The organism is Lentzea sp. NPDC005914 (assembly GCF_040629405.1).
Lineage (GTDB): Bacteria > Actinomycetota > Actinomycetes > Mycobacteriales > Pseudonocardiaceae > Lentzea.
In genome coordinates this window covers 15,635-33,957 of sequence record NZ_JBEXVQ010000014.1, presented here as the reverse complement: position 1 = coordinate 33,957, position 18,323 = coordinate 15,635, and the positions used below count along the sequence as shown (strand labels likewise).

Genomic DNA, 18,323 nt, shown 5'->3' with positions numbered 1-18,323 from the left:
GGCCTTGAGAAAACGAGCCGCCGGACCCCATGCAGGGCCCGGCGGCTCGTCACCTCACAACGACTTACTCGAACGCGCGGGTGATGATCTCGCGCTGCTCGACCTCGTGCACCTTGCTCGAACCGGCCGACGGGGCGGCCATCGGGCGGCGCGACACGCGGCGGACGGTGCCCAGGTGCGCGGGCAGCAGCTCCGGCAGGGCAAGACCGTAGAACGGCCAGGCACCCTGGTTCGCCGGCTCCTCCTGCACCCAGCGGACGTCCTTCGCGTTCGGGTAGCGCTCCAGGGTCTCGGTCAGCTTGCGGGCCGGGACCGGGTAGAGCTGCTCGACGCGCACGATCGCCACGTCGCCGCCGCCGCGCTTCTCACGCTCGGCGTGCAGCTCGTAGGAGATCTTGCCGCTGCACAGCAGGACCTTCGTGACCGCGTTCGTGTCCTTGATCGTCGGGTCGTCGATCACCGACTGGAAGCGGTCGTTGATGAACTCGTCCGTGCCGGACACCGCGGCCTTGAGACGCAGCATCGACTTCGGCGTGAACACCACGAGCGGCCGGTCGACGCCGTCGAGGGCGTGGCGGCGCAGCAGGTGGAAGTAGTTCGCCGGGGTCGACGGCACCGCGACGGTCATGGAGCCCTCGGCGCACAGCTGCAGCCAGCGCTCGATGCGGCCCGACGTGTGGTCGGGGCCCTGGCCCTCGTGGCCGTGCGGCAGCAGGATCACGACGTCGGAACGCTGACCCCACTTGGCCTCACCGGACGAGATGAACTCGTCGATGATCGGCTGCGCGCCGTTGACGAAGTCGCCGAACTGCGCCTCCCACAGCACCAGCGCCTGCGGGTTCGCGACCGAGTAGCCGTACTCGAAGCCGACCGCCGCGAACTCCGACAGCACCGAGTCGTAGACCATGAACTTGCCCTGGTCCGGCGACAGGTTCTGCAGCGGCGTGTACTCGTCGCCGGTCTTGCGGTCGACCAGGGTCGCGTGGCGCTGCACGAACGTGCCGCGGCGCGAGTCCTGACCGGCCAGGCGGACCTTGCGGCCCTCCAGCGAGAGCGAGCCGAGAGCGAGGAGCTCCGCGAACGCCCAGTCGATGCCGCCCTCGCGCGCCATCTTCGCGCGGCGCTCGAGCACCGGCTTGACGCGGGCGTGCGGCGTGAAGCCCTCGGGCAGGTTCACGTGCGCGTCGGCGATGTGCTCCAGGACCTCGCGCGTGATGCCGGTGGGCAGCTTCGCGGGGACCTGCTGCTCGGCCTCCACCGACGGGCTGACCGTCACCGGGTGCTTCTCGAGCTCGCGGACCTCGTTGAAGACGTGCTCCAGCTGGCTGGAGAAGTCCTGCAGCGCCTTCTCGGCCTCTTCGACCGTGATGTCGCCGCGGCCGATCAGGGACTCGGTGTAGGTCTTGCGGACCGAGCGCTTCTGGTCGATCACGTCGTACATCGCCGGCTGCGTCATCGAGGGGTCGTCGCCCTCGTTGTGGCCGCGGCGGCGGTAGCAGACCATGTCGATCACGACGTCCTTGTGGAACGCCTGGCGGTACTCGACGGCCAGCTTGGCGACCCAGTAGCAGGCCTCCGGGTCGTCGCCGTTCACGTGGAAGACCGGCGAGCCGATCATCTTCGCGACGTCGGTCGAGTACTTCGAGGACCGCGAGTGCTCCGGCGCGGTGGTGAAGCCGACCTGGTTGTTCACGACGATGTGGACCGTGCCACCGGTGCGGTAGCCGCGCACCAGCGCGAGGTTCAGCGTCTCGGCCACGACACCCTGGCCCGCGAACGCCGCGTCACCGTGCATGGCGACCGGCAGGACGGGGAAGAAGTCGCCACCGCGGTCGAGCAGGTCCTGCTTGGCGCGCACGATGCCCTCGAGCACCGGGTCGACGGCCTCCAGGTGCGACGGGTTCGCCGTCAGCGACACCTTGGTCTCGCCGTCGCCGAACATGCGGAAGTACTTGCCCTCGGCACCGAGGTGGTACTTCACGTCGCCGGAGCCGTGCGCCTGGCCGGGGTCGAGGTTGCCCTCGAACTCGCGGAAGATCTGCGAGATCGGCTTGCCGACGATGTTCGCGAGCACGTTCAGGCGGCCGCGGTGCGGCATGCCGATGACGACCTCGTCGAGCTCGTGCTCGGCGGCCTTGTCGAGCACGGCGTCGAGCAGCGGGATGACGGTCTCGCCGCCCTCGAGCGAGAAGCGCTTCTGGCCGACGTACTTGGTCTGCAGGAACGTCTCGAACGCCTCAGCCGCGTTGAGCTTGCTGAGGATGTACTTCTGCACGGTGGCCGGCGGCTTCTCGTGCGGAAGCTCGACGCGGTCCTGGATCCACCGGCGCTCCTCCGGCTCCAGGATGTGCATGTACTCGACGCCGACCGTGCGGCAGTACGAGTTGCGCAGCACGCCCAGGATGTCGCGCAGCTTCATCCGCTCCTGGCCGGCGAACCCGCCGACCGGGAACTCGCGGTCGAGGTCCCACAGCGTCAGGCCGTGGCTGAGCACGTCCAGGTCCGCGTGGCTGCGCTGGCGGTAGTTCAGCGGGTCCGTGTCGGCCATCAGGTGGCCGCGGGTGCGGAACGCGTCGATCAGCTCGATGACGCGGGCCGTCTTGTCGACAGCGCCCTCGGGGATGTCGGCGACCCAGCGGATCGGCTCGTACGGCAGCCGCAGCGACGCGAAGATGTCGTCGTAGAAGCCGTCCTCGCCGAGCAGCAGCTGGTGCACGCGCTTGAGGAACTCGCCCGACTCGGCACCCTGGATGATGCGGTGGTCGTACGTGGAGGTCAGCGTGATGATCTTGCTGACGCCCATGTCGGTGAGCGCCTGCTCGCTGGTGCCCTGGAAGTGCGCGGGGTACTCCATGGCGCCGACGCCGATGATCGCGCCCTGACCGGACTGCAGCCGCGGCACCGAGTGGTTCGTGCCGATCGTGCCGGGGTTGGTCAGCGAGATCGTGGTGCCGGAGAAGTCGTCGGCCGTCAGCGAACCACCGCGAGCCTTGCGGATCAGGTCCTCGTAGGCCTGCCAGAACTGCGTGAACGTCATGTTCTCGCAGCCCTTGACCGACGCGACGACCAGCGTGCGCTGCCCGTCCTTGCCGGGCAGGTCGATCGCCAGGCCGAAGTTCACGTGCTCCGGCGTGACGACGAACGGCTTGCCGTCGACCTCGGCGTAGTGCCGGTTCATGTTCGGGTAGGCCTGCAGCGCCCGAACCACCGCGTAGCCGATGACGTGCGTGAAGGAGACCTTCCCGCCGCGCGTCCGCTTCAGGTGGTTGTTGATGACGATGCGGTTGTCGGCCAGCAGCTTGGCGGGCACGGCGCGCACGCTGGTCGCGGTCGGAACGGTGAGCGACAGCTCCATGTTCTTCGCGATCGCGGCGGCGGCACCGCGCAGCTGCTTCTGCTCGGGCGACGCGCTCTGCGTGACCGGCTTGGCCTTCGCGGCCTGCTGCGGCGCGGGCTTGCCGGTCTGCGGCAGCGTGGCCGCGGGCTTGGGCTGCGCGGCCGGCTTGGGTGCGGCGGGCGCGGCCTTGCCGTTGTCGGCGGCCGGTGGCGTCACGGTCGTCGTCGTGGTGGCCGTGGAACCTCCCGCGCTGACGGCGGCGGTGCCGTTGCCGCCCGCACGCTTGTAGTCGGCAAAGAAGTCATGCCACGCCGGGTCTACGGATGACGGGTCGGCGAGGAACTGCTCGTACATCTCCTCGACGAGCCACTCGTTCGGCCCGAATTGTGACGCAGGACTGCTGCTGGACACGGCTGGCGCTCGCCTCTATCCATCTCGCTCTTGGTGTTGACTCATGCGGTAGTCAGGCTAGTCCCCCTGGCCCGGGCCTTCACACGCTGGAGGCACATGGCAAGGAGTGCTCTGTCACAGGATCGATCAGGACGGGCCTGGCGTCACCCGCAGTTGGGCAATTCTTGATGTGCGTCTCACTACGTTCCCTCCTTTCCGGTCAATCGCGGTTGGGCTGTTGGACGGGCATACGCACCGAGCGCGGTGATCAGTTCACGTTAGGTGCAACCGCGGCACTCCGTGGATTGATCTTGTTCAGGTGAGCGAACGCCGGATCGACGCCGTCATGGCTTTCACGAACTTCTCCCTGGTCTCGTCGGTCGTGCGGTCCAGGGAGAGATACGGGTTGAGGTCTTCGAGCTCGACCAGCAGCAGCTCACCGGTCTGGGTGCGGCAGGCGTCCACGCGTTGGACGCCGTGGTCCAGGTCGTTCCAGTCGATGAACTTCCTCGCGAATTCCAGATCTTGTGCCGTGGGGTCGTAACGGCTGAGCTCCCAGCGTTGGGACGGGTCCGGTGCGTTCAGGGCGTACTGGAAGTCGTGGTCCACGAAGTAGAACGAGACCTCGTACCGGAACTCGATCTTGGGCTGGATGAGGAGATCACGTGTGCCGCCGGTTTTGCCGGCGAGCTCGTCGCGGGTGGTGAACTCCAGGCCGTGCGAGTCGGCGCCCGCTTTGGGCTTCACGACGTACTCGGTGGTGTGCGGGAGGCGGTCCAGGTGGTCTGGCGTGTCGATCGTCGGGATGACCGGGTAGCCCTGCTCGGTCAGGTCGACCAGGTACTGCTTGCCGGCCATGTCCGCCTTGCCGGTCAGCGGGTTGTAGACGCGTTGGCCGGTGGCTGTGGCCTGGTCGCGGAAGGCCGCGTAGGCGTCCGGGTAGTCGATCACCGGTCCGCTGTTGCGGACCACGACCGCGTCGTAGCCGGACATGAGGTTCGCCGCGTCTTCGGGGTGGCTGATGGCCAGGTCGAAGGCCTTGCGCAGGTGCGAGGTCAGGTAGATGTCCTCGTCGCAGTAGCGCCTGCCCCTGGCCGGGTAGGCGAGGTCCGAGACGTAGAGGACTGAGGGGCGGGAGGGCATGGCGGGACTCCTGGTGGTGTGGCCCGGAAGGTTGCCGGGGGAATTCGCGGTCAGACGGGTGCATCGTGGTGCCGCCCCCGCGTCCTCATACCGGAGTCGTATGGGGGGCGCGGGGCGGTGCCACGAGGCGCCCTGCTGAGCGTGAATCACCTCGCCGAACTTCCGGGACGCGCCACTAGCCGACGAGGTGGCGGCGCCAGTTCAGCGGGGTGACGGTGATGGCCCGGCCGGGGTCGCGGTCCCACTCGGCGTTCAGACCGGCCGCTTCGAGGGCTGCCACGACCTCACGGCCGATGGCCGCGGTGGTCTCGGACGAGCCGTCGAAGCCGCCGTAGAGCAGCGTCAGCCCGTGGCCGGCCGCGGCGGAGTCCGTGCACTGGGAGTGGAAGTAGACGAAGCCACGGGCGTCGTGGCCGCCTTCCGCGCCCATCTCGGCCTGGCCGCAGCTGCGGCAGCAGGTGAAGTTCTCGCGGGCGGTGATGCCGGCCTCCCGCAGGGCGGTGAACGCGCGGGTGAGCCGCTGCGGGTCGGTCTCGCCCTGCCACGAGGCCTGCTCGGCGACCCGCTCCAGCCACAACCGGTCCGCCAGCGCCTGCGCCTGCTCGCGGGAGACGGGCCGGCGGTCGTCGGTGACCAGGTACTCCTCCGCGAGCTCGGCCAGTTCGGCGCGGGAGGTGTAGCCGCCGGCCAGCACCTCGCGGACGCGCGTCTCCAGTTGCTCGCGCTCGCCGGGGCCGAGGTCGAGCGGCGGCACCTCGGGGGAGGGACCCATGTCCAGCAGCGACCAGGCCAGGCCGCCGTCCCACCCGGCCTCCCGGCGCGCCCATCCGGTGAGCGCCTCGATCACGACCTCGGCACTGTCGGCCGTCGTCTCGAAGTGCCGGTCGGCCGCACCGTCGCGGTGCTCCAGCGCGTAGTCGCCACCGGCCTCGTGCCAGACCTGGGCGAACACGTCGGGCAGATCGGGCACCCGCTGGACCACCAGGAACCGGTCACCCTCGCCACCGATCCGCCGCAGCAGCGCGGCCAGCTCGCCGGCGGACACGCGGACGTGCCGCTCCCCGTTCTCCGTCTTCACCACGATCTCGAGCACTCGAACTCCTGTCAGGCCGCTGCTTCTGGGGTGCCGTGGCGCCACAGACGGGCATAGGCGCCGTTGGCCGCCAGGAGCTCGGGGTGGGTGCCCTGTTCGACGATCCGGCCGTCGGCCAGGACGACGATGCGGTCGGCTCTGGCCGCGGTGGCCAGGCGATGGGCGACCACGAAGGTGGTGCGGGCGCCTGTCAGGTGGTCGCTGGCCGCCAGGACCGCGGACTCGGTCGCCGGGTCCAGGGCTGCCGTGGCCTCGTCCAGCAGGAGGAGGTCCGGGTTGACCAGTTCGGCCCTGGCCAGGGCCAGGAGCTGGCGCTGACCTGAGGAGAGGTGGTTGCCGCGCTCGCCCACCGGTTGGTGGAAGCCGTTGGGGAGGGTGGCGACCATCGGCAGCGCGCCCACGGCCTGCACGGCGTGCTGGATTTCGGGCCGGGTGGCGGTGGGACGGCCGTAGGCGACGTTCTCGGCCACGTCGCCGCCGAAGAGGTGGGCCTCCTGGGGGACCACGCCCAGGCGTTGGCGGTAGGCCGAGAGGTCGTAGGTGCGGACGTCCACGCCGTCGATCAGGACGGTGCCTGCTGTGGCGTCGTAGAAGCGGGCGATGAGCTTGACGAGGGTGGACTTGCCCGCGCCGGTCTCGCCCACCAGGGCGACGGTTTCGCCGGGCGTCACGTGCAGGGTGACGTCGTCCAGAGCGGGGCGGTCCGCGCCCTGGTAGGTGAAGGAGACGTTGCGGAGCTCCACCTCGCCCTTCAGGCGGGTGGGCACCGGGACGGGGTGCTCGGGTGGTTCGACCGTGCTCGGGGTGCGGAGCAGGTCGCCGATCCGGCGCAGGCCCACGCGGGCCTGCTGGTAGCCGTCGAAGACACCGGAGAGCTGCTGGATCGGGCTGAAGAACAGGTTCAGGTAGAGCAGGAACGCCAGGAGGATGCCCGGCGTCAGCGTGCCGGTGGCCACCCGGTCGGCGCCGACGGCCAGGACCACGGCTTGGGCCACGCCCGAAAGCAAGGACACGAAGGGGAAGTAGGTCGCGATGTAGCGCTGGGCCCGCAGGCGGGAGCGGCGGTAGGCGTCGCTGCGTTCGGCGAAGGCCTCCGCCGAGTGGCGTTCGCGGGTGTAGGCCTGGGAGACGCGCAGGCCCGAGACGTTCTCCTGGAGGTCGGCGTTGACGGCGCTGACGCGTTCGCGAGCTTCCGCGTAGGCGGTGGAGGACAGACGCTGGAAGATCACCGTGGCGATCGCCAGCAGCGGGAGCACGGACAGGGCGATCAGGGCCAGGGACGCGTCGGTGAGCACCAGGGCCGCGGTGATGCCCACGACGGTCAGCAGGCTGATCACGGCGGTGACCAGGCCGGTCTGCAGGAACGTCGAGAGGGCGTCGACGTCCGTCGTCATCCTCGTCATGATGCGCCCGGCCATCTCGCGCTCGTAGTAGTCGAGGCCGAGGCGTTGCAGGTGGGCGTAGCTGCGGACGCGCAGCAGGTACAGCAGGCGCTCACCCAGGCGGGCGGCGAAGATCGTGCTGCCCGTGGTGGTCAGCCAGCCGATCACGACCAGGCCCACGCCCAGCGCGACCGCCTGCCACAGCGCGGACTCGGCGCCCGTCACGACGCCGCCGTCCACGCCGAAGCGGACCAGGGCCGGCAGGCCCATGCCCACCAACGCGTCCAGCACGACCAGCACGCCCACCGCGGCCAGCGCCCAGCGGACCGGGCGCAACAGACTTGCCAGGCGGAAGCCGGGATCGGGGGCACGCGGGTCTTCGCCGTGCAGGGCGGGAACTTCGGTGGCGGGTGGCAACGACCTGACCTGGGCCAGCAACTCGGGCGTGGGAGGACCGCCTGCCAGAGCGGACATGCCGCCGGCGCCACCACCGCCGCCTCCCCTTCGGCCGGCCGCGGCGGGGGCCGTGGTTCTGGCTTCGTCGATCAGGCGCTGGTCGAGCTCCTCCTGTGAGAGGACCGGCCACAGCTCGCCCGTCGGCGCCGGGGCGGCGGACTCGATCGCCTCGTCCGGGCCTGCCAGGAGGTCGCGGTAGAGAGCGCAGCGGGCCGTCAGTTCCTCGTGGGTGCCGATGTCGATCACACGGCCCGCGTCGAGGACGGCGATCCTGTCGGCCAGAGACAGCGTGGAACGTCTGTGCGCCACCAGGAGCGTGGTGCGGTGTGCCGTCACCGAGGCCAGGGTGGCGTGGATCGCGGCTTCGGTGGCGGTGTCCACCGCGGACGTCGCGTCGTCCATGACCAGGATGCGCGGGTCGGAGAGCAAAGCGCGGGCCAGGGCCACGCGCTGACGCTGGCCGCCGGAGAGGGTCAGGCCGCGTTCGCCCACCACCGTGTCGTAGCCGAGCGGCAGAGCCTCGATGAAGTCGTGCGCCTCGGCGGCCTTGGCGGCACGTTCGACCTCCGCGCGGGAGGCGTCGGGACGGCCGTACGCGATGTTCGAGAAGACCGTGTCGGAGAAGAGGAAAGCCTCTTCGAAGACGACGCCCACGGTGCCGCGCAACGACTCCAGGCGCAGGGTGCGGACGTCCGCACCGCCCACCCGGACGGCACCGGAGTGCACGTCGTAGAAACGGGGCAGCAGCAGGGAAACCGTCGACTTGCCGGACCCGGCGGTGCCGACCAGGGCAAGGGTCTCGCCCGGCTCCACGGAGATCGAGAAGTCCTGCAGCACCGGCTCGCTGCGGGTGTAGCCGAACGTCACGTCCGAGAACGAGATGGCGAGCGGGCCGTCGGGCACCTCGCCGGGGCCGTCGGTCACGTCCGGCTGCGAGTCGATCAGCTCGTAGACCCGCTCGACGCCGGCGCGGGCGAGCTGCGCGGTCACCACCAGACCGGACAGGATCCTGGTCGGGCCCACCAGGTTCGCCACGTACGCCGTGAACGCGAGGAACGTGCCCAGCGTGACCTGCCCGTGCAGCGCCAGCCAGCCGCCCAGGGCCAGCACGCCGACCTGGCCGAGCAACGGCAGCGCGGTGACGGTCGCGAGGGGCCGCGACGACAGGCGAGCGGCGCGCATCCGTTCCGCGAAAAGAGCTTTGGCGTGCTTCTCCAGGCGCGCCACCTCGCGCGCCTCCTGCCCGAAGCCCTTCACCACGCGCACGCCCGTGACGGTCTCCTCGACGTGCTGGGCGAGATCGGCGGCCCGCTGCTGCGCCGACCACGTGGCCGGGAACAACGTCAGCCGGGTGCGGCCGGCGAGCCACGCCACCAGCGGCAGCACGATGATCGCGATGATCGTCAGCGGCACCGACAGGTAGAGCATCGCGGCCAGCGCGGCCAGGGCGAACACCACCGTGCCGACCGCCAGCGGCGCCATCATCAGCAACGACTGCACCAGCTGCAGGTCTGTGATCGACCGCGACACGATCTGCCCGGTCCGCATCTCGTCCTGCTTCGCGCCGTCCAGCCGTTGCACCGCCGAGAAGACGCCGAGCCGCAGGTCGTGCTGCACGCCCAGCGCCAGCCGCCCGCCCAGGTATCGACGTAAGAACGCCGACCCGAACGTGAGCAGCTCGAGCACGACCAACGCCACCATCAGCGGCCACAACCTGTCGGTCCGGCCCACCGTCGAGTCGTCGATCGCGGTCTTGAGCAGCAACGGGCCTGCCGCCTGCAGCCCGACACCGACGATCGCGGCCAGCACCGACAGCACCACCAGTCGGGGGTGCTGCCAGCAGGCGGCGGTCAGTCGGCGGATCCAGCCCTTGGTCACGCAGCCAAGACTACGTTCGGGGTCTGACAGCTATGTGGATCTTGAAGAGTCGCAGGTCAGGTGATGTCCTTGGACTGCGTGACCGCCCAGCCGCCCGCGAACACGATCCCGGACCACGCCAGGAACACCAGCCCCGACCACCACCAGTCGAGCGCCCCACCGGCACCGGCGATCGCGCGCAGCACGTCCTCGACCTCCGGCGGCACGACCCCGGCTGTGGACAGGAAGAGATCGACCGCGACCGACCCGGTGAGCCCGTTGATCGACCCGTTCGGCAGGAATCCGATGATCGCCGGCACCTCGAGGTACGCGAGCACGAGGTGCAGCACGTTCTCGATCACCAGGAAGTACAGCAGCAGCAACACGATCGTCCCGGCGACGTTCGGGATCAGCGCACCCACTCCGACGCCGAACATCGTCATCAGGATCGACGACAGCACGCACGCCAGCGCGAGCATCACCCAGCCACCGGCGTCCGGCAGTTGCCCGGGTTCGCTCGTGATCACCACACCGATGCCGAGGAACAGCATGATCGCGAGGCCGTAGATCGCGCCCCACAGCACGTAGACCAGCATCTTCGCCAGCATCGAATGCATGCGCGAGGGCGCGGTCAGGAACGTCGTGGTGATCGTCCGCCGGTTGATCTCACCGGAGATCGCCATCGCGCCGAAGATCATCGGGAAGATCGTCGAGATGTTGATCGCCCGTGCCATGCCGAACAGCGAGACCTTCCACTGGTCCGGCGAGACGCCGAGGAAGCTCGACACGTCCTCGACGTCGCTCGACGACGCGAAGTCCACGAAGAACTTGCCGAGCAGGCCGGTCGCGAGCCCCCACCCGAGCGCCAGCACCGCGGTCGGGATCAGCAGTCCCCACCACAGCCCGGTCGTCGTCGTCTTGCGGAGCTCCGCCTGTACGAGGTTGCCCATCAGGCCCAACCACCCTGCTGTTGCTGCTGATACGGCGCCGGCGCGTACCCGGCGTACTGGCCACTGGTGAGCTGGAAGAACAGCCGCTCGAGGTCGACCTGCTCCTCCTGGATGCCGTAGATCGACACGCCCGCCCTCAACGCGCTGTCGGCCACGTGCTTCGAGTCCACACCGGACACCGCGAGCCTGCCGTCGGGCAGCTGCTCGATCGTCTGCACGCCCTCGCTGCGCAGTGCCGTCGCCAACGCGTTGATGTCCGACGGCTGCACGATGACGCGCCGCTGCTGCGACTGCCGCAACTGCTCCAACGGCCCGTAGAACATCGTCTGCCCGCGCGAGATGATCACGACCTGGTCGACGGTCTGCTCGACCTCGGCCAGCAGGTGGCTGGAGATCAGCACCGTGCGTCCCATGCGCGCGTACGACTGCAAGAACGTGCGCAGCCACGCGATGCCCTCGGGGTCGAGGCCGTTCGCCGGTTCGTCGAGCACGAGCACCTGCGGGTCGCCGAGCAGCGCGGTGGCCAGCGCCAGTCTCTGCTTCATGCCCAGCGAGAACCCGCCCACCTTGCGATCGGCCGCGGTGCCCAGGCCGACCAGGCCGAGGACCTGGTCGGCCTGCGCGTCCGGCACGCCGATGGCCGACGCGTACACGCGCAGGTGGTTGCGGGCGGAGCGAGCGGGGTGGAACCCCTGCGCCTCCAGCACCGCACCCACCACGCGGCCGGGCTGGCCGAGCTGGTGGAACGGTCGTCCGTTGATCGTGGCCGTGCCGCCCGTCGGCTTCACGAGACCCAGCAGCATTCGCAGGGTCGTCGTTTTGCCGGCGCCGTTCGGGCCGAGGAAGCCCGTCACGCTGCCGGGTGACACGGTGAAGCTCAGGTTCTGCACGGCCGTGACAGAACCGAACTGCTTCGTCAGGTTCTGGACCGCGATGAGGCCGCTGCCGTCATGCATGCGGCCCATCCTGCCTGAATTGTCAGTCCGGCAAGGCGTGCTTGGGCCGGGACACGACAGGAGCCCGGTGCACCAGCGGCGGCACGTCGGACAAGATCGGCGGCAACTCGGCGGTCAGCTCGACCGGTGTCTCCTCGGGAATCTCGATCGTGCCCGATCGGGTGAAAGGGTTGCGCAACGGCCTGCCGCGCTCCCGATGCGGCAGACCCTCGCCGATCAGGTGCTGGTGCGCCATGTTCCAGACCTGGCAAGGCCATCGCCGTCGCCGTCGCCGCAACCAGCCAGGACACGCCTTGCAGCGGCTGTCCTCGTCGGGCTGGTGCACCGTCAGCAGCAGGCGCCAGCCGTCTGCCAGGCGGTGGATCTCCGCGCGGGCCAGCGGAACCAGCGCCTCGGCCTCGCCGTGCTCGGCCACCTTGTCCAGCAGCGCCAGCCTTTGCAGGACCGCGTCTCGCAGAACCTGGTCCATCACATCTTCGCCGTGGCCTGGTCGAGCAAAGAGCCCAGCCGACGCGTCTGAGTGGCGGACATCACAGCGGTCTCGCCCGGCGGCGTGACCAGGAGAACTCGGTCGTTCTCGACCAGAACGGTCATCGATCTGTCTCGACCGAACGGGTCGTGGCAATGGATCCATCCCTGTGGTTCAGCCATGGAATCTCCCTTCGAGGGACACCCGACTCCGTCTTCATCGGCCGTTGGCCCTGCTCGCCGCACCGCGAGCGGGGGAATTCACTCGTTTGCTGGACGAGCCCAACACGGGCAGTGGTCCAGTCGGGGAAACTTTCTGGTCGCGTTTGGGCGGGGGTGCTGGGCGCGGCTGCCCGAGGCCCGCTATATTTGGTCACGGCGGCCCCGCTCCCAGTGACCCCCAGGCTGGTTGAGCGCGGCCGCCCTTTACGTGGCGGGCTCTGGCGCTCATCGACCTTCGGCCGATTTCGCCAGAGCCCGCAGTGTTTGTCGGGGGACACCCCCGAACCCCGGGTCCTCCCCCTTCGCCTGTCGCGGGCACTCCCTCATCCCTGAGCGAAATCCTCTTGCGCCCTGCGGTCTCGTACGCTGTAAGTTACTCGTACACCGTAAGGGGGACGAGATGACTTCGACGACCGAGAAGGTCGGGGTGCACCCGCATCCGCAGCGCTGGGCCGTGCTCGGCGTGCTCTGCCTGTCCGTGATGGTCGTGGTGCTGGACAACACCGTGCTCAACGTGGCGATCCCGTCGATCTCCACGGGTCTTCACGCCAGCACGGCGGACATCCAGTGGATGATCAACGCCTATTCGCTCGCGCTGGCGGGCCTGTTGCTCACCACCGGCAGCCTCAGCGACCGGTTCGGCCGCAAGAAGGCGTTGCTGGCCGGTCTGCTGCTCTTCGGCGCCGGTAGCGCGGTGGCGGCCTATGCGGGCTCGGCCGAGGCGTTGATCGCGGCTCGCGGGTTCATGGGCGTCGGCGCGGCGATGCTGATGCCGGGCACGCTGGCCGTGCTGATGCAGTTGTTCGACGAGAAGGAACGCCCGAAGGCCATCGGCATCTGGGCGGCGGTCACGAGCCTCGGGTTCGCGGCTGGTCCGGTGATCGGTGGCGCGCTCATCAAGAACTTCTGGTGGGGCTCGGTGTTCCTGATCAACGTCCCGGTGGCGGTCCTCGCGATCGTGGCCGTGGCGGCGCTGGTGCCGGAGTCCAAGGACCCGGCCGTGCGCAAGCCCGACGTCGTCGGCTCGGTCCTGTCGATCATCGGCATGGTCTCGCTGGTGTACGCGGTGATCTCGGTGCCGGAGCACGGTTTCGGCTCGCTGGAGTTCAGCGTGCCGGTGGCGATCGGCGTGGTCACCATGACGGCGTTCGCGTTGTGGGAACGGCACACCGCGGAGCCGATGCTGGACCTCGGGTTCTTCAAGGACCGCCGGTTCACCGGTGCGGTGGCGTCGGGTGTGCTGGCGGCGTTCGGCATGGCGGGCTCGCTCTTCCTGCTGACGCAACACCTTCAGGGCGTGCTCGGCTACAGCCCGTTGGAGGCCGGTGTCCGCGTGGCACCGATGGCGATCGCGTTGCTCATCACCAGCAACACCCTGGGCCAGCTCGTGCTGAAACTGGGCTCCAGCAAGGCGATGCTGCTCGGCATGACGATCGTGGCGGGCGGTGTGGTGCTGTTGTCGATCGGCAACACCTACCCGCCGACGCTCGCCGGGCTGATCCTCATCGGCGTCGGAGTCGGTGTGGCGCAACCGGTTGCGGTCAACGCGCTGATGGGTTCCATCCCGCCGGAGCGTGCCGGGATCGCGTCCGGGTTGTCAGGAACGCTGTCCGAGCTGGGTTCCTCGTTCGGCATCGCCGTGCTAGGCGCGCTGCTGTCCGCCCGGTTCGCCGCCGCACTGCCGGACGACGTGCCGAGCAGGTCGCTGAGCGAGGCGTTGCACAGCGGAGCGGACATCACGGTCGTGCGCGACGCGTTCTCGTCGGGCATGAGCGTGAGCCTCGTGATCGGGGCTGCTGCCGTTTTCCTGGGAGGTGTTGTGGCCGCCGTCCTGCTGCGGCGTGCTTAGGATCGCTGTCGTGGACAGCGTGTGGTTCAGCAAACCCAGGCCCAGCAGCGGCCAGCCCCTCGGCCTGAGCCGGGAGGCGATCGTCCGCAAGGCCCTGGAGATGCTGGACGAGCACGGCCTGGCCAAGCTCTCCATGCGCAAGCTCGCCGCGGAACTGGGCGCGGCCCCGATGTCGCTGTACTGGCACGTGCCGACCAAGGACGCGTTGCTGGAGCTGTGCCTCGACGAGGTCTACGGCGACTTCGCACTGCCCGAGCCCGGTGCCGACTGGGAGACGGCGTTGCGCGGGATGATGCACTCGTTGCGTCATCTCGCGCTCAAGCACCCGTGGTGGGTGCGCAACATCGGCGAGTTCGCGACGATCGGCCCGAACGCGGTGGCGATGGCGGACGCGATGCTCGCATCCATGCGGGTGGCCGGGCTGTCACTGGTCGAGGCGTCGCGGTCGGTGTCGACGGTGTCGAGCTACGTCGTCGGGTTCGCGATCGCCGAGGTGAACTACAGCGGCAGCGGCAAGATGGACGTCGCGCCGCCGGACATGTCGAAGATCGCGGAGCTCTACCGCGACAAGCATCCGCACTACGTCGAGATGCTGAACGAGCCCTCGCTGTGGTCGGTCGAGGGACTGTTCGAGTTCGGGCTGGACTCCGTGATCGACGGCATCAGGGCGAGGGTCGCGGCCCTGCGATAGGCGAAACCCCCGCAGCGTTGATCGCGTGCGGGGGCCTCATTCATTCAGTTGGTCTTAGATGACGGTCTCCAGCGGCGTGTGCGCGAGGCCGGTCGCCTCGGCCACCGGGCCGTTGGTCAGCTGGCCGGCGTGGACGTTGAGGCCCAGGGCCAACGAACGGTCGTCCTTCAGCGCCTGCGTCCAGCCCTTGTCGGCCAGCGCGACCGCGTAGGGCAGCGTCACGTTGGTGAGCGCGTAGGTCGAGGTGCGCGGGACGGCGCCCGGCATGTTCGCCACGCAGTAGAAGACCGAGTTGTGGACGTCGTAGGTCGGCTCGGCGTGCGTGGTGGGACGCGAGTCCTCGAAGCAGCCGCCCTGGTCGATGGCGATGTCGACGAGCACGGAGCCCGGCTTCATGTCGGCGACCAGCGCGTTGGAGACCAGCTTCGGGGCCGCGGCACCAGGGACCAGCACGGCGCCGATGACCAGGTCGGCCTCGCGGACGGCCTGCTCGATCGCGAACGAGTTGGACGCCAGCGTGCGCAGCCGGCCCTGGAACTGGGCGTCGATCTGGCGCAGGCGGTCGACGTTGGTGTCGAGGATCTGCACGTCCGCGCCCATGCCGACGGCGATGGTGGCGGCGTTGATGCCCGCCACGCCGCCGCCGATCACGACCACGCGGGCCGGGGCGACACCGGGGACGCCGCCGGGCAGCACGCCGCGGCCGCCGGAGGGCTTCATCAGGGAGAACGCGCCGACCTGCGGGGCCAGGCGGCCCGCGACCTCGGACATCGGGGCCAGCAGCGGCAGCGAACGGTTCGGGAGCTGCACGGTCTCGTAGGCGATGGCCGTGGTGCCGGACGCCAGCAGGGCCTCGGTCAGCGGCTTGTCGGCGGCGAGGTGCAGGTACGTGAAGAGGGTCTGACCGGAGCGCAGACGCGGGTACTCGACCGCGATCGGCTCCTTGACCTTGAGGACCAGGTCGCCCTCGGCCCACACGTCGTCGGCGGACGCGAGGATCTTGGCGCCGGCCGCGAGGTACTCCTCGTCGGTGATGGCCGAGCCCAGTCCGGCGCCCTGCTCGACGAAGACGTCGTGGCCGCGGCTGGTCAGTTCGTGCGCACCGGCAGGGGTGAGAGCGACGCGGTACTCGTGGTTCTTGATCTCGCGGGGAACTGCGATCCGCACGATGACTCCTCCGTTCGGGCTGGCCTCTGTCTCACAATGTGAGGCAGTCGGAAGGTCATGTCACCGTGCGGATCGCACTATCCGGTCACTGTCCGGTTGTTCTGCTAGGACAAAGCGGCCTTGAACACCCATGCGTGCCGGCCAACGCCCTGTGGCACGTCGACCACCAGTTTTCCACCCGATCGGGTCCATTTCAGGGGCCTGTCATGACCCAGCAACGTGATCTTGTCGCCGTCCTTGAGCGGCACTGGAGCGTCGACCACGAGCTGTGACCCCGGCTGGACCAACGAGGTGATGTAGAACGCTTCGTTCGGCTTCACCGTGAACCGCAGGTCACCTTGCTGAGCCATCCGCGACCAGTACGTCGTGCCGTAGATCGACTCGCCGTTGGTGCGCAGCCACGCCCCCGTCTCACGCAGTCGCTGCTGCATGATCTCGGGGATCGAGCCGTCCGCGCGCGGGCCGATGTCCAGCAGGAAGTTGCCGTTCTTGGACGTCGTGTCGACGAGCGTGTGGATCACCTCGTCCGCGGTCATGTACATCGAGTCCGGCGTCGCCCGGTTCCACCCGTACGAACGCGGGTCCAGGCCGCGCGAGGCCTCCCACTTCTTCACCACGGTGTTCGGGTACGTCGCGTACTCCGGCGTCGTGTAGTCGTGGGTCGGGATGCCGCACCGGTCGTCGACCGTCACGTCCTTGGGCACGGCCCGGTTCTTGGCCTTGTTGAAGTAGTCCGCCATCACGCGCCGCGAGTCGTTCGCACCACCGATGTCGCACCAGATGACGTCGGGGTCGTACCCGTCGACCAGTTCGGTCATCTGCGGCCCCTGGTAGTCCTTCACGAAGTCGCGCCCGGCCTGATAGCCGGTGTAGGGCTCGGCAGCGCCCGTGTACGGGTTCCGCGGAGCGTGACCGGTCCACGGGCTGTCCGGGTTGAACCACTCCGGCATCGAGAAGTAGAGCCCGTTCTTCAGGCCAGGCGTGTACTTCCGCGACGCGTCGAACAGTTCCTTCACCAGGTCGCGACGAGGACCGAGATCAACGGAGTCGCGGCCGGACACCTTCGAGTCCCACAACGCGAAACCCTCGTGGTGCTTGGAGGTCAGCACGTAGTACTTCGCGCCGGCCTCTTCGAAGAGCTTCACCCACTCGCGAGGGTCGAACTTCGAGGCCGTGAACTGCTGGATGAACTGGTCGTACGAGAAGTCCTTCCCGTACGTCGCCGCGTGGTAGGCGTTCACCGCGTTGTTCGGGTCCTGCATCCACTGCCAGTACCACTCCGCGTACTGCTCACCGGGCGGCGACCAGGCGGGCACCGAGTAGAGCCCCCAGTGGATGAAGATCCCGAACTTGGCGTCGTCGAACCAGTACGGCGACTCGTGGGCGGCCAGCGAGGCGTCGTTCGCCTGGTAGTCCGCGACACCCAGCGTGAACCTGGCGTTCTGCGACGCCGAGGCCTTCGCGGAGGAAGCGACGACCTTCCCGTCGAACGTGCCGGTCCGGTACGCGTGGATGCCGATCCGCACGCGAGCTTCCTCACCGGGCGCGAGCCGCTTCACCAGCGCCGGCTGCAGCGTCACCAGACCCAGCCCCTCGGCGCGCACCCAGATGTTCGAGACCCACTGGTCGCCGAGGTTCACGACGGTGGCCTCGACGGTCTGCCCGCCCAGCCGGGGCAGCTTGGTCGTGCTGCGCGCGGCACGGACCGCGAGCACCGAGCCCTTGGCCACCGGCTGCAACGACAGCGCGAACACGTGCAGCGAGGACTTGCCCTCCACCGCCGGGTTCGTGACCGGCAGCGTGACCCCGACCGCCTCCTTCTGAGGATCCGCCCAGACCTGGGAGGTCCCGATCGACACGGGGTGCTGGTCGGTGCCACCGGGCGAGTAGCGGAACGGCGCGGAGATCGGACCACTGCCCGCGTACCAGTCCGGTCCGCTCACGGCACCTGTCGTGGTCGATCCGTCCGCGTAGTGCACGGTGGCGGTCCCGCCGGCCGCCCCGTACGAGGACGCCACGAGGAAGTGCAGAGTCAGGTAGCGCCCGTGCGGCAGGTCGATCCGCTGCCCCAGCGCGACCGCGTTGTTGTTCTTGGCCTGTGAATTTCCCGGGAAGAGGTACGGCACTCCATCGGCGTTGACCTGCCCGGACGGCAGCCCCTCCGCAGGGAACGCGTAGCCGGAACCGTCGAAGTTGCCGGTCCGGTCCGACGCGGTGTCGATGCCGTCGTTGTCGAAGTACTGGGTGAGGGGAACTGTGATCGGAGCTGGTGCCTCCGCAGCCGATGCAGCGGGGACAGGGGTAAGGACCAGCGAGGCGAGCAGCGCGGCGATGAACGCTTTCCTCATGAGACCTCCGATGT

General features: G+C 69.0%; 12 protein-coding genes. 2 read left to right on the top strand and 10 right to left on the bottom strand.

Annotated features, from left to right (window positions below; genetic code table 11):
• Positions 1-64: 64 nt before the first annotated feature.
• The 8 genes from ABZ345_RS20705 to ABZ345_RS20670 form a co-directional block, all read right to left on the bottom strand.
• Positions 65-3,748 carry a multifunctional oxoglutarate decarboxylase/oxoglutarate dehydrogenase thiamine pyrophosphate-binding subunit/dihydrolipoyllysine-residue succinyltransferase subunit gene (locus ABZ345_RS20705; protein WP_359850884.1) on the bottom strand — a complete coding sequence of 1,228 codons (3,684 nt, stop codon included), beginning with the start codon at positions 3,746-3,748 and terminating at the stop codon, positions 65-67.
• A 294-nt stretch (positions 3,749-4,042) separates the two neighbouring features.
• Positions 4,043-4,870, bottom strand: coding sequence for a hypothetical protein (locus ABZ345_RS20700; RefSeq protein ID WP_359850881.1), 828 nt, complete (start codon positions 4,868-4,870; stop codon positions 4,043-4,045).
• Positions 4,871-5,045: 175 nt separating this feature from the next.
• Positions 5,046-5,963, bottom strand: coding sequence for a hypothetical protein (locus ABZ345_RS20695; protein ID WP_359850878.1), 918 nt, complete (start codon positions 5,961-5,963; stop codon positions 5,046-5,048).
• An 11-nt stretch (positions 5,964-5,974) separates the two neighbouring features.
• The gene (locus tag ABZ345_RS20690) at positions 5,975-9,679 is read right to left on the bottom strand and encodes an ABC transporter ATP-binding protein (RefSeq protein ID WP_359850875.1); all 3,705 of its coding nucleotides are present in this window, start codon (positions 9,677-9,679) and stop codon (positions 5,975-5,977) included.
• 56 nt (positions 9,680-9,735) lie between these two features.
• Entirely contained in the window at positions 9,736-10,608 is an 873-nt protein-coding gene (locus tag ABZ345_RS20685) for a hypothetical protein (RefSeq protein ID WP_359850872.1), read from the bottom strand.
• The gene (locus tag ABZ345_RS20680; protein WP_359850870.1) at positions 10,608-11,564 is read right to left on the bottom strand and encodes an ABC transporter ATP-binding protein; all 957 of its coding nucleotides are present in this window, start codon (positions 11,562-11,564) and stop codon (positions 10,608-10,610) included. Before ABZ345_RS20680 ends, ABZ345_RS20685 begins: the two co-directional genes overlap by 1 nt.
• 22 nt (positions 11,565-11,586) lie before the next feature.
• Positions 11,587-12,033 carry a hypothetical protein gene (locus ABZ345_RS20675; RefSeq protein ID WP_359850867.1) on the bottom strand — a complete coding sequence of 149 codons (447 nt, stop codon included), beginning with the start codon at positions 12,031-12,033 and terminating at the stop codon, positions 11,587-11,589.
• The gene (locus ABZ345_RS20670) at positions 12,033-12,158 is read right to left on the bottom strand and encodes a hypothetical protein (RefSeq protein ID WP_281248831.1); all 126 of its coding nucleotides are present in this window, start codon (positions 12,156-12,158) and stop codon (positions 12,033-12,035) included. The genes ABZ345_RS20675 and ABZ345_RS20670 overlap by 1 nt, the downstream gene beginning before the upstream one ends.
• Before the next feature lie 496 nt (positions 12,159-12,654).
• On the opposite strand from ABZ345_RS20670, the gene ABZ345_RS20665 reads away from it, so the two are divergent.
• Both ABZ345_RS20665 and ABZ345_RS20660 read left to right on the top strand, forming a co-directional pair.
• On the top strand, positions 12,655-14,103 hold the full coding sequence (locus ABZ345_RS20665) for an MFS transporter (RefSeq protein WP_359850864.1): 1,449 nt from the start codon (positions 12,655-12,657) through the stop codon (positions 14,101-14,103).
• 10 nt (positions 14,104-14,113) lie between these two features.
• On the top strand, positions 14,114-14,794 hold the full coding sequence (locus ABZ345_RS20660; protein ID WP_359850861.1) for a TetR/AcrR family transcriptional regulator C-terminal domain-containing protein: 681 nt from the start codon (positions 14,114-14,116) through the stop codon (positions 14,792-14,794).
• A 54-nt stretch (positions 14,795-14,848) separates the two neighbouring features.
• Here the strand turns inward: ABZ345_RS20660 and ald are convergent, their stop codons facing one another.
• A complete protein-coding gene (gene ald, locus ABZ345_RS20655; RefSeq protein WP_359850858.1) occupies positions 14,849-15,961 on the bottom strand; it encodes an alanine dehydrogenase in 1,113 nt (370 codons plus the stop codon).
• A 104-nt stretch (positions 15,962-16,065) separates the two neighbouring features.
• Positions 16,066-18,309 (bottom strand): alpha-L-fucosidase, encoded by a 2,244-nt coding sequence (locus tag ABZ345_RS20650; RefSeq protein WP_359850856.1) that lies wholly within the window; start codon positions 18,307-18,309, stop codon positions 16,066-16,068.
• Positions 18,310-18,323: the final 14 nt, after the last annotated feature.

What these genes read in the sequence shown, in the direction of transcription:
- ABZ345_RS20675 (WP_359850867.1), bottom strand. Translation starts at nt 12,033, where the DNA reads ATGGACCAGGTTCTGCGAGACGCGGTCCTGCAAAGGCTGGCGCTGCTG.
- ABZ345_RS20700 (WP_359850881.1), bottom strand. Translation starts at nt 4,870, where the DNA reads ATGCCCTCCCGCCCCTCAGTCCTCTACGTCTCGGACCTCGCCTACCCG.
- ABZ345_RS20650 (WP_359850856.1), bottom strand. Translation starts at nt 18,309, where the DNA reads ATGAGGAAAGCGTTCATCGCCGCGCTGCTCGCCTCGCTGGTCCTTACC.
- ABZ345_RS20665 (WP_359850864.1), top strand. Translation starts at nt 12,655, where the DNA reads ATGACTTCGACGACCGAGAAGGTCGGGGTGCACCCGCATCCGCAGCGC.
- ABZ345_RS20685 (WP_359850872.1), bottom strand. Translation starts at nt 10,608, where the DNA reads ATGGGCAACCTCGTACAGGCGGAGCTCCGCAAGACGACGACGACCGGG.
- ABZ345_RS20670 (WP_281248831.1), bottom strand. Translation starts at nt 12,158, where the DNA reads ATGACCGTTCTGGTCGAGAACGACCGAGTTCTCCTGGTCACGCCGCCG.
- ABZ345_RS20680 (WP_359850870.1), bottom strand. Translation starts at nt 11,564, where the DNA reads ATGCATGACGGCAGCGGCCTCATCGCGGTCCAGAACCTGACGAAGCAG.